9 protein-coding genes and 1 riboswitch are annotated in these 12,010 nt (G+C 61.6%); of the genes, 8 read left to right on the top strand and 1 reads right to left on the bottom strand.

Annotation, left to right across the window (positions count from 1 at the left end):
• The first annotated feature begins 61 nt into the window (after positions 1-61).
• Complete coding sequence (locus ACP7B0_RS07190) at positions 62-1,174, top strand: enoyl-CoA hydratase/isomerase family protein (RefSeq protein ID WP_426140403.1); 1,113 nt, start codon at positions 62-64, stop codon at positions 1,172-1,174.
• Positions 1,175-1,237: 63 nt separating this feature from the next.
• On the opposite strand, the gene ACP7B0_RS07185 is transcribed toward ACP7B0_RS07190, so the two are convergent.
• Positions 1,238-1,621, bottom strand: coding sequence for a hypothetical protein (locus tag ACP7B0_RS07185; protein WP_426140852.1), 384 nt, complete (start codon positions 1,619-1,621; stop codon positions 1,238-1,240).
• 383 nt (positions 1,622-2,004) lie between these two features.
• Positions 2,005-2,110, top strand: a riboswitch (guanidine-I (ykkC/yxkD leader).
• A 59-nt stretch (positions 2,111-2,169) separates the two neighbouring features.
• Here ACP7B0_RS07185 and ACP7B0_RS07180 point away from each other — a divergent pair.
• The 7 genes from ACP7B0_RS07180 to atzF all read left to right on the top strand — a co-directional run bounded on the left by ACP7B0_RS07180 (position 2,170) and on the right by atzF (position 11,945).
• Positions 2,170-3,240 carry a putative urea ABC transporter substrate-binding protein gene (locus tag ACP7B0_RS07180; protein WP_426140402.1) on the top strand — a complete coding sequence of 357 codons (1,071 nt, stop codon included), beginning with the start codon at positions 2,170-2,172 and terminating at the stop codon, positions 3,238-3,240.
• Between the two features lie 27 nt (positions 3,241-3,267).
• Positions 3,268-4,083, top strand: a complete 816-nt coding sequence (locus ACP7B0_RS07175; RefSeq protein WP_426140399.1) for an ABC transporter permease — start codon at positions 3,268-3,270, stop codon at positions 4,081-4,083.
• Positions 4,080-4,844: an ABC transporter ATP-binding protein gene (locus ACP7B0_RS07170; protein ID WP_426140398.1), complete on the top strand. Its 765-nt coding sequence runs from the start codon at positions 4,080-4,082 to the stop codon at positions 4,842-4,844. The genes ACP7B0_RS07175 and ACP7B0_RS07170 overlap by 4 nt, the downstream gene beginning before the upstream one ends.
• Before the next feature lie 9 nt (positions 4,845-4,853).
• A complete protein-coding gene (locus ACP7B0_RS07165; RefSeq protein ID WP_426140397.1) occupies positions 4,854-5,591 on the top strand; it encodes an urea amidolyase associated protein UAAP1 in 738 nt (245 codons plus the stop codon).
• 12 nt (positions 5,592-5,603) lie between these two features.
• Entirely contained in the window at positions 5,604-6,224 is a 621-nt protein-coding gene (locus ACP7B0_RS07160) for an urea amidolyase associated protein UAAP2 (protein ID WP_426140395.1), read from the top strand.
• Between the two features lie 240 nt (positions 6,225-6,464).
• Positions 6,465-10,082 carry an urea carboxylase gene (gene uca / locus ACP7B0_RS07155; RefSeq protein WP_426140394.1) on the top strand — a complete coding sequence of 1,206 codons (3,618 nt, stop codon included), beginning with the start codon at positions 6,465-6,467 and terminating at the stop codon, positions 10,080-10,082.
• Between the two features lie 36 nt (positions 10,083-10,118).
• Positions 10,119-11,945, top strand: a complete 1,827-nt coding sequence (atzF, locus tag ACP7B0_RS07150) for an allophanate hydrolase (protein ID WP_426140392.1) — start codon at positions 10,119-10,121, stop codon at positions 11,943-11,945.
• The last annotated feature ends 65 nt before the right edge of the window (positions 11,946-12,010 follow it).

The raw sequence follows: 12,010 nt of genomic DNA, 5'->3' as shown, positions 1-12,010 counted from the left end.
TAACCCGACATGAGGCAATCAAAACCCTGTTGGATCAACGTATTGCTCTCGAGAGGTCACGATGAATCTGCTCTTTGAAGAACTCCCCGCCCAGGATGGCGCCCGTATTGGTGTTGCCACACTGGACGCGGAACAGTCATTGAATGCCCTGTCCCTGCCGATGATTCTGGCTCTGCAAGACAAACTGAACACCTGGGCGAGCGACGAAAGCGTTGTTTGCGTGCTGCTGCGTGGCAACGGGCCGAAAGCGTTTTGCGCCGGCGGCGATGTCAGGACGCTGGTGGAAACCTGCCGTGCGCATCCCGGCGAGGTGCCGCCACTGGCCGCGAGTTTCTTTTCTGCCGAATACCGTCTCGACTACAGCCTGCACACTTACCCAAAACCCTTGATCTGCTGGGGACACGGCTATGTACTGGGCGGCGGCATGGGCCTGTTGCAAGGGGCCAGCATTCGTATCGTGACGCCGAGCAGCCGGTTGGCGATGCCGGAGATCAGTATCGGCTTGTACCCGGATGTCGGCGCCAGTTGGTTCCTTTCCCGGCTGCCCGGCAAGCTTGGGCTGTTCCTAGGCCTGACGGGCTCACACATCAACGGCCGCGATGCGCTGGACCTGGACCTCGCCGACCGCTTCCTGCTGGATGAACAGCAGGACGAGTTGATCGACGGCCTGCAGCAACTCAATTGGCAGGAACAAATCCCGGTTCAGCTCAACAGTTTGCTCAAAGCCCTGCAGCAGGAAGCCGTGGGGCAGTTGCCAGCGGCGCAATGGTTGCCTCGTCGACAGCAGATCGACGAACTCCTGGATGTCGGCAATCTGGCCTGCGCCTGGAGCGCCATCAGCCATCTGCAGCACAAGGACGACGACCTGCTGACTCGCGCCGCCAGGACCCTCACCGAAGGTTGCCCACTGACCGCGCACCTGGTGTGGGAACAGATCCAGCGCGCCCGGCACCTGTCCCTGGCTGAAGTGTTCCAGATGGAATACACCATGAGCCTCAACTGCTGCCGCCATCCCGAGTTCAGCGAAGGCGTTCGTGCGCGGCTGATCGACAAGGACAACAAACCCCATTGGCACTGGCAGGATGTGGCCAGCATTCCGCTGGCCGTGATTGATGCTCACTTCGCCAAGGCCTGGGAAGGTCGGCATCCGTTGGCGGACCTGTCGGGGTATTGAGCCCGGACCCGCAAAAAAAAATGGCACTCCAAAGAGTGCCGTTTTCGATTGGGCATTTACCGATCAGCGATGCCCGCCGCCACGACCATCCCCTCCCCGACCACCACGACCATCGCCTCGACCGGGACCGCGTCCGTCACGGCCTCGGTTGCCGCCCTGGTCACTCCATGAAGGGCCAGGGCGTCCGGGATTGCCGCGAAAGTCGCGGCGTGGATCGTTGCGATAGCCGGGATTGGGGCGATAACGATTGTCACCCCAGCCGTAACCCGGCGGCCGCCCCGGCTGGTAATAGCGCGGTACAGGGGGCGGTGCGTAATAACGAGGTGCGGGGGAGTAATAGCGTGGCTGGGGCGCTATATAGATTCGCCGCTCCTGGTAATACGTCGAGCGATAGCCATTGTCATAGGCATATCCACCTCCAACGACAGTTGTGGGCTGGGTATACACAGCGGATTCGTAGTAACCGGGACCTCCATAGCAACCAGCAAGAGTCAGAGCCAGTAAAACAAGCAGCAAGGGTCGTCGATACATGGCGGCCTCCCGGACCGCGATAGGGCACAAACCAGCGACGCTGGTCGGCGTTCACCAATAGCTGGCGGACATAAAATAAGACATGAAAACCCACTTCGAGTGCCCCGGGGGCAGAACTATATTTGTGCGCCCGCGCCCCAAAGAGGTGCGTAAGCTCTTCATAATCAGGCGATTTCGCCGTACCGGATTGCCCAGCCCCCTCCCCGGCCGCTCTGGAATGAGCCATTCGCCGAGTTGGCACAACTCTCGCTTAATGAAACCTGTGCAGGAGTCAAAACAGGTTCGCGGCACCACAATTTGCAATAGCCGACTAGGGTTCCGGCTCGCCAACTGATGGCGAGTGGCTGGTCCGAGAGTTGGCGACCTCCAGTAGAGGTTACACGGCGGGATAAAAGCCCGGGAGACAAGACACCAGTGGTGTCGCGTACTCCTGAACGCCCCTTTTCGCTACTGGAGGTTGTTATATGCAAAAGTCCCGTCTGTTCGGCCTGCTCGCTGCAGGTCTCGTCGCTGCATTAAGCCTCTCTTCGGCGCAAGCCGCCGTCAAAAAAGAATTCAACGTCTGCTGGACCATCTATGCCGGCTGGATGCCCTGGGAATATGCAGGCACCCAAGGCATTGTCGACAAATGGGCCAAGAAGTACGGCATCAAGATCGACGTGACCCAGCTCAACGATTACGTCGAATCCATCAACCAGTACACCGCTGGCCAGTTCGATGGCTGCACAATGACCAACATGGATGCCCTGACCATCCCGGCGGCGGGCGGCGTGGAAAGCACCGCGCTGATCGTCAGCGACTTCTCCAACGGCAACGACGGCATCGTCATCAAGGGCGAAGGCAAGAAAGTCGCCGACCTCAAGGGCATGAACGTCAACCTCGTGGAGCTTTCGGTTTCCCACTACTTGCTGGCCCGCGCCCTGGAAACGGCGGACCTGGAAGAAAAAGACCTCAAAGTGGTCAACACCTCCGACGCCGACATCTCCGCCGCCTTCAACACCGATGATGTCAAGGCAGTGACCACCTGGAACCCAATGCTGGCGGATATCAAGGCCAAGCCCGGCGTCACTGAGGTGTTCGACTCCAGCAAGATCCCCGGCGAAATCATGGACATGATGGTGGTCAACACCCAGACCCTCAAAGACAACCCCGCGCTGGGCAAAGCCTTGACGGGTGCCTGGTTTGAAGTGGTGGCACTGATGAACGCCAAGTCTGCCCAGAGCAAAGCCGCGCTGGAACACATGGCCAAGGCTTCCGGCACGGACCTGGCGGGCTTTCAGTCGCAACTGGACACCACCAAGCTGTTCGCCACGCCTAAGGAAGCACTGGCATTCGCCACCAGCAAGCAACTGCCGGACACCCTGCGCAAGGTCGCCGACTTTTCCTTCGAGCACGGTCTGCTGGGCGAAGGCGCCAAGGACTCCAGCGCAGTGGGCATGTCTTTCGCCAATGGCGTGATCTCGGGCGACAAGACCAACCTCAAGCTGCATTTCGACCCGAGCTACGTACAAATGGCCGCTGACGGCACGTTGTAATCCACGGTTCGCCCAAAGGTCATTGCCATGCGCTTGATAAATCGTCGCCCGGATCGCGCCAGTCGCCTGATTCTCGTGATCCTGCCGTTCGCCCTGTTGCTGTTCGCCTATTTCATGGGCTCGGCAACACGGCTGACGGAAAACCCCAACGACAAGCTGTTGCCCAGCGCTGTGCAAATGGCTGACGCGGTCAATCGTATGGCCTTCACCGAAGACAAGCGCAGCGGTGGTTATCTGCTCTGGCAAGACACGGGGTCAAGCCTGCAACGCCTGGCCATCGGCCTGGGGATCAGCGCGTTGCTGGGCCTGTGCCTAGGCATTGCATCGGGCATCCTGCCGCTGTTCGGTGCGCCGTTGTCGCCCTTGTTGACGGTGTTGTCCATGGTGCCGCCGCTGGCGATTCTGCCGATTCTGTTCATCGTCTTTGGCTTGGGTGAGCTGTCGAAAGTCATGCTCATCGTGATCGGCATCACGCCGATCCTGGCCCGGGATCTGGAGCAGCGGGCGCGGGAGATTCCGGTGGAACTGCTGATCAAGGCCCAAACCCTGGGCGCTTCGACCTGGACCTTGATCCTGCGGGTGATCCTGCCGCAACTGCTGCCGCGCTTGTTGATCGCCTTACGCCTGGTGCTGGGTTCGGCCTGGCTGTTTCTGATTGCCGCTGAAGCCATCGCTTCCACGGACGGGCTGGGCTACCGGATCTTTCTGGTGCGGCGTTATCTGGCGATGGATGTGATTTTGCCCTACGTGGTCTGGATCACCCTGCTCGCCTGGCTGATGGATTGGGGGCTCAAGGTTCTGACCCGCAAAGCCTTCCCCTGGTATGAGGGGGCGCGAGGATGAGCTTTATTTCCGTACAGAACGTCTGGCAGCAATACGACGACCAGGTGGTGCTCGAGGGCCTCAACCTGAGCGTGGCCGAAGGTGAGTTCTGCACACTGGTAGGCGCGTCCGGCTGCGGCAAATCCACCTTCCTGCGTTTGTTGCTGGGTCAGGAAGTGCCGAGCAAGGGCAAAATCCTGCTGGATGGCAAGGCGCTGGCCAGCGAGCCGGACGCCAGTCGCGGTGTCGTGTTTCAGCGCTATTCGGTGTTTGCCCATCTGTCGGTGCTGGACAACGTGGCCCTGGGTCTGGAGCTGCCCCGTTCGCCGTTGCTCGGTCGCCTGTTCGGTAACGCCAAACGCGAGGCGCGGGAACAGGCAGCGGTATTACTGGAGAAAGTCGGCCTGAGCCACTCGCTGGAAAAATACCCGGCCCAGCTTTCCGGTGGCATGCAACAACGCCTGGCCATCGCTCAGGCACTGATCATGAAACCCCGCGTGCTGCTGCTGGACGAACCCTTCGGCGCGCTGGATCCGGGCATCCGCAAAGACATGCACGCCCTGCTCCTGGAACTGTGGCGCGAAACGCAATTGACGGTGTTCATGGTCACCCACGACCTGTCTGAAGGTTTCAACCTGGGCACGCGCCTGCTGGTCTTCGACAAAGTGCGCATTGACCCCCACGCGCCCGGCGCTTACGGCGCGCGTATCACTTACGACATTCCCTTGAACAGCGACCGCCGCGCAGCACGCGCCGCGCTTGATTCGCTGCAACAGGCTTAGAGGACTCCCATGACGGCATCAAACACTGATTCAATCAACCTCTTCCCCGTCTTCGCCGAAGAACTGCTGCCCGGCGGCGGCCATCGTTCATTCGTACTCAAGCGCGGTGAACTGCTGCGCCTGACCGATTTGCATGGCAACGCCAATGTCAGCCTGACGATGCTCAATGCCCACGAGAAAACCGAGCGCCTGAACCTGCCGGACAGCCTCAAATGCCAGCACACCGCCAAGCTCACCCGTGGTCATTGCCTTTACTCGGACATGGGCCGCGTGCTGGCGGCGATTACCGCTGACACCTGCGGCTGGAGCGACAGTCTCGGCGGTGTGCTGTGCGCCGAAGAAGTCGAGGAAAAATATGGCCAGGGCCGCTATCAGGAACTGCGCAATGGTTTCTTCCGAAATGGCACCGACAACCTGTTGGTGGAGCTGGGCAAATGGGGGCTGGGGCTTTCGGATTTGCTGATGACCTTGAACCTGTTCAGCCGGGTGGACGTCGACGAAGCGGGCCTGCTGCACTTCGTGCCCGGCAATTCCAGGGCGGGTGACTACATCGAACTGTACGCGCCCATGGACACGCTGGTGGTGCTCACCGCCCTGCAACACCCCATGGACCCGAATCCGCGATACGCCCCGCAGCCGTTGAAGCTGAGCTGGATGAAAGCCGACGCCAGCGTCGCCGAGCATTGCCGCACCTCCCGCCCGGAAAACGAGCGCGGCTTCATCAATACCGATCGCCTGTTCGCCTGAGGAGCACTTTTCATGACACTGACTTCCACCACCGTCGCATCCACTACGTTGATCCCCGCAGGCGAGCCTTCCCTGACCGAACTCAAGGCCGGGCAAACCCTGCGCATTCTGGATCTGGAAGGCAATCAGGCCGTCGATACGCTGTTCTTCAGCCTGGCCAATCCTCGGGAGCGCTATGACGTGCAGCGCACATTGCGCCGTCAGGGCAGCGTTTACCTCACCACCGGCAGCGTGCTGTATTCCAACCTTGGCAAACCGATGCTGACCATCGTCGATGACACCTGCGGTCGCCACGACACCTTGGGCGGCGCGTGTGCCCAGGAGAGCAACACCGTGCGTTACGCCCTGGAAAAACGCTACATGCACAGCTGCCGCGACAACTACCTGCGCGCTTGCGTCCACGACGGGCGACTGGGTAAGCGCGACATCGGGCCGAACATCAATTTCTTCATGAACGTCCCCGTGACGGCTGACGGCGGCCTGACCTTCGAGGACGGCATTTCCGCGCCTGGCAAATACGTGGAGCTGCGGGCCGAAATGGACGTGATCGTGCTGATTTCCAATTGCCCGCAGTTGAACAATCCGTGCAATGGCTACAACCCGACGCCAGCAGAGTTGCACGTCTGGAACTGATCGTCCGATGCCGCGCCAGGCAGCGCGACGGTGTGTCTGACACATCGCTTCGCGGCCGTCGTGACCTGCGAACGCTTCTATAGAAAACGCATTTCAACTCAGGAAGTTGTGTTTGTTTGATGAGCGCCAGTCATCAACCCAAACACGCCACGACGGACGACCCTCGTGCAGACACATCAATAGCGGGACGGCCCGCTTCCCAGTTTGAGGTCGAAACCATCGACCTCCGGGGTTCACGCCATGTTCGACACACTGCTGATCGCCAACCGTGGCGCCATTGCCTGCCGCATCCTGCGCACCTTGCGCGCCCTGCATGTCAAAGGTGTCGCCGTCTATTCGGAAGCTGACGCCGCCAGCCTGCATCTGCTGCAAGCCGATGAAGCCCACAGCCTCGGTGAAGGCGGCGCAGCCGGGACCTATCTGGCGGTGGATAAAATCCTCGCCATCGCCAAGGCTAGCGGCGCCAAGGCCATCCATCCGGGCTACGGATTCCTCTCTGAAAACGCAGCCTTCGCGCAAGCCTGCGAAGACGCCGGCATTGCCTTTGTCGGGCCGACGCCTGAACAACTGCGCGTCTTTGGCCTCAAGCACACCGCTCGTGCCTTGGCGAAACAGCACGGCGTGCCCATGCTGGAAGGCACCGAACTGCTGGACAGCCTCGACACCGCACTCAAGGCCGCAGACGTCATCGGCTACCCGGTGATGCTCAAAAGCACGGCCGGTGGCGGCGGGATCGGCATGCGCGTGTGCCGCAGCGCCGACGAGTTGAGGGAGTCCTTCGAGGCCGTGAAACGTCTGGGGCAGAACAACTTCAGTGACGCAGGCGTGTTCATCGAAAAATACATCCAGCGCGCCCGGCACCTTGAAGTTCAGGTGTTCGGTGACGGCCATGGCGAAGTGCTCGCACTGGGGGTGCGCGATTGTTCCGTGCAGCGCCGCAATCAGAAAGTCCTGGAAGAAACCCCCGCCCCCAACCTGCCTGAAGGCATGGGCGAGGAACTGTGCATGGCCGCGATCAAGCTGGCCAAGGCGGTGAACTATCGCAGTGCTGGCACCGTGGAGTTCGTGTTCGACAGCGACGATCAGCGCTTCTACTTTCTGGAAGTGAACACTCGCCTGCAAGTCGAACACGGCGTGACCGAACAGGTGTGGGGCGTGGATCTGGTCAGTTGGATGGTGCAACTGGCAGCGGGCGATCTGCCTCCATTGAGCGAGCTGCACGCCGCCCTCACACCCAGCGGCCATGCTATTCAGGCGCGTTTGTATGCTGAAGATCCGGGCCGTGATTTTCAGCCAAGCCCCGGCTTGCTGACGGCAGTGAACTTCCCCGCGGTGGACGGTAAAAGCCTGCGCATCGATACCTGGGTCGAAGCCGGTTGCGAGATTGCACCCTTCTTCGATCCGATGATTGCCAAGGTGATCAGCTGGGCACCGAGCCGCGAACGCGCCCGTGAGGGGCTGGCCAAAGCCTTGAGCGACACGCGGCTGTACGGCGTGGAAACCAATCGCGATTACCTGCGCCAGATCATCGCTGATGCCCCCTTTGCCAGCGGCCAGCCCTGGACCCGTTGCCTGGAAGGGCTGGTCTATCACGCCGACACCTTTGAAGTGCTCAGCGGCGGCACGCAAACCAGCGTTCAGGATTATCCGGGGCGTTTGGGTTATTGGGCAGTGGGCGTGCCGCCGTCCGGGCCGATGGACAGTCGTGCCTTACGTCAGGGCAATCGCCTGCTGGGCAACGCCGAAGGTTGCGCGGCGCTGGAAATCACCATGAGCGGCCCGCTCTTGCGCTTTAACACCGACGCGGTCGTGGCGGTGACGGGCGCGGTTATTCCTCTGACGCTGGATGGCGAGGCGCAACCGATGAACACGTCGGTGTTCGTGCCGGCGGGTTCACAACTGGCGCTGGGGACGATTGCTGGGGCAGGCGCACGCAGTTACCTGTGCGTGCGGGGCGGGCTGGATGTACCGGATTATCTGGGCAGCAAAAGTACGTTCACCCTGGGCCAGTTTGGCGGGCACGGCGGACGGGCGCTGCGCACGGGCGACGTGCTGCATATTTCGCCCTTGGTTGATCCCGCCGCCGGGCAGCAGATCCCTCGGGATCAGTGGGTCGAGTTGCCGGAAGTTCGCCGGATCCGGGTCATCTACGGCCCTCATGGCGCACCGGAATATTTCACCGAAGACTACATGCACAGGTTTTTCGACACGGCCTGGGAAGTGCATTTCAATTCCAGCCGTACCGGCGTGCGCCTGATTGGTCCGAAGCCGGAATGGGTGCGGGCCGATGGCGGTGAAGCGGGTTTGCATCCCTCGAACATTCATGACAATCCCTACGCCATCGGCGCCGTGGATTTCACTGGCGACATGCCCGTCATCCTGGGCCCCGACGGGCCGAGTCTGGGCGGCTTCGTCTGCCCGGTGACCATCATCGAGGCCGACCTCTGGCAGTTGGGACAGCTCAAGGCCGGGGATAAGGTGATGTTTGAGGCGGTGAGCCTTGAGACCGCCCGCGAATCTGTTGGAGCGAGGCTTGCCCGCGAAGCAGACGACACGGTGCCGGATCTGACGCCTTCGCGGGCAAGCCTCGCGCCAGCGGGAGTTCTGCCCTCGCCCATCGTGCTCGACATCGGCCAGGACGACACTCGCCTGGTTGCCAGGCTTTCCGGCGACACACATCTGTTACTGGAAATCGGCGCGCCGGAGCTGGATCTGGTGCTGCGTTTCCGGGGCCATGCGTTGATGCAGGCGCTGGAAGCCAAGAACCTGCATGGCGTGATCAACCTGACGCCAGGCATCCGCTCGCTCCAGGTGCATTACCAACCCGAGCAGTTGCCGCTTCAGCAATTGTTGAGCATCGTGGCCGGGGAATGGGACGCCGTGTGCGCCGCCAAGGATCTGCAAGTGCCGTCGCGCATCGTCCACCTGCCGTTGTCCTGGGACGACCCGGCTTGCCAGTTGGCCATCGAGAAATACATGACCACCGTGCGCAAGGACGCGCCATGGTGCCCGAGCAACCTTGAGTTCATCCGTCGCATCAACGATCTGCCCAACCTGGATGAGGTGCAGCGCACGGTGTTCGAGGCCAGCTATCTGGTGATGGGGCTGGGTGATGTCTATCTGGGCGCGCCGGTTGCGACCCCGCTGGACCCGCGCCATCGCCTGGTAACCACCAAGTACAACCCGGCGCGCACCTGGACGGCCGAGAACTCGGTGGGCATCGGTGGCGCGTACATGTGCGTGTACGGCATGGAAGGCCCGGGCGGCTATCAGTTCGTCGGGCGCACGTTGCAGATGTGGAACCGGTATCGCGACGTCGCGGCCTTCGATGGCAAACCGTGGCTGTTGCGCTTCTTCGACCAGATCCGTTTTTACCCGGTCGGTGCCGACGAACTGTTGCGTATTCGTCGGGATTTCCCGCTGGGTCGCTACCCGCTGAACATCGAACACAGCACCTTGAACCTGGCCGACTATCAAGCGTTTCTAAGCCGGGAAGCCGAAGGCATCGCGGCCTTCCGCAGCCAGCAACAGGCCGCGTTCCAGGCTGAGCGTGAACGCTGGGTCGCCAGTGGTCAGGCCAACTTTGAAAGCGACGAAGCCGTGGCACCGCTCACGGACGAAGCGCCGCTCAAGGCGGGCGAGCACAGCGTCGACAGCCACATTGCCGGCAACCTCTGGCAGGTGCAGGTGGAAGTCGGACAGCACGTCGCCGCCGGTGATGTGCTGGTGATTCTGGAGTCCATGAAGATGGAAATCCCGGTGGTGGCGACCCTGGCCGGCGTGGTGCGGGAGGTGCGCGTTCAGCCAGGTTCGGCCGTGCGCGCCGGGCAACGTGTCGTGGTCATCGAGGCCGCTTGATGCGGCCCGCTCTTCTAACTTTTACGGAGTTTCGCCATGAGCCTTGAAGCCATCTTGAGTGACCTGCGCCTGGATTCGGTCCGCGCTGCTTATCAGCAGCGCCACCTGACGCCACGCCAACTGATCCTCGCCTTGCGAGAAAAAGCCGCTGCCTTGAATCCCGAGTATCACCTGTACATCCATCTGCTGGAACCGGACGAACTGGAACCTTACCTCGCGGTTTTGGAGAGCCGCGACATCGCGGATTTGCCGCTGTACGGCGTGCCATTTTCCATCAAGGACAACATCGACCTGGCGGGCGTTGCAACCACTGCGGCGTGCCCGGCCTACGCGTATGTACCGGAGCGCTCGGCTACCATCGTCGAGCAATTGATTGCCTTGGGCGCGATTCCTCTGGGCAAGACCAATCTGGATCAGTTCGCCACCGGTTTGAATGGCAGCCGCTCGCCGTTCGGTGCGTGCCCAAACAGCGTGCTCAAGGACTATCCGTCCGGGGGTTCAAGCTCCGGTTCTTCACTGGCGGTCGCCCTGGGCGTCAGCAGTTTCGCGCTGGGCACCGACACCGCCGGATCGGGGCGTGTACCCGCCGCCTTGAATAATCTGGTGGGCATGAAAGCCAGCAAGGGGTTGATCTCCACGGCAGGCGTCGTCCCGGCGTGTCGCACCCTGGACTGCGTGACGACTTTCACCGCCACCGCCCGGGAAGCCAGCCAGTTACTGGCCCTGACCGCACAGCTTGATCCCCGTGACGATTACAGCCGCAGCAATCCGTTGTGGAACGATGCTTCGGCGTTCGGTGCGCCGCGCCCTTTCCGTTTTGGCGTGCCCCGCGCCCAGGACCTTGAGTACTTCGGCTGCCCGCAAGGGCCGCTGCTGTTCGGTGATGCCATTGACCGGTTGACCGCCATGGGCGGCGAAGCCGTGACCATCGACCTGTCGCCGTTTCTTGAAGCCGCCGGCCTGCTGTACAACGGCCCTTGGGTGGCCGAGCGTTACAGCGTCGCGGGCGATCTGATGCAGAGCAACCCGCACGCCGTACTGCCGGTGATCCGTGCGGTTCTGGTCAAGGCGCCTTCAGTGACCGGCGTCGAAACGTTCAACGCGCACTACCGTCTGCAAGCGTTGAAAGCGATTTGCGACCGCATCATGCAGGACGTGGATTGTGTGGTCACGCCCAGCATCGGTCGGCCGGTCACCTCGGCAGAGCTGGAAGCCGAGCCGGTGCTGCGCAATTCAGAACTGGGTTACTACACCAACTTCGTTAACCTGCTGGACTACGCTGCCGTGGCGGTGCCCAGCGCGTTCATGGACAACGGTTTGCCGTGGGGCGTGACCGTTTTCGGCCGCGTATTCACCGATCAGTACCTGCTGAGCATTGCCGATGCCCTGCAACGCCATACTCAATTGCCGCTGATCGGGGGCTTGACGGCGCAGCTCACCCCACCGGCAACCGTCGCACGCAACGACATGGCAAGGATCGTCGTATGCGGCGCGCATCTGGACGGGTTGCCGCTGAACCGGCAACTCAAGCAACGGAGCGCTCGCCTGCTGGAAGCCACCCAAAGCTCAGCGGATTATCAGCTCTACGCCTTGGCAGGCGGTCCGCCGTTTCGTCCGGGCATGGTACGGGTCGAGCACGACGGGGTAGCCATCGCGGTGGAAGTCTGGGAGTTGCCGAGCCGCGAGCTGGGATCTTTCCTCACCGGGATTCCGGCTCCGTTGGGCCTTGGCAAAGTGCAACTGGCCGACGGGCGCTGGGAGTGCGGGTTCATCTGCGAGCCGTATGGTCTTGCAGGGGCCGTGAACATCAGCCACCTGGGCGGCTGGCGCGCCTATGTCAACGCCTGCGCTGTTGCCCATTAGCCATTACATAGTTATCTGAGCGGGAGAAATCCCGGCTGACATAGTGGCGGGTCATTCATCGTGAC

Origin of the sequence: Pseudomonas sp. DWP3-1-2 (assembly GCF_049896285.1) — a bacterium.
GTDB lineage: Bacteria > Pseudomonadota > Gammaproteobacteria > Pseudomonadales > Pseudomonadaceae > Aquipseudomonas.
The sequence above is the reverse complement of the archived record's forward strand: the minus strand, read 5'-3'. Positions and strand labels throughout refer to the sequence as shown.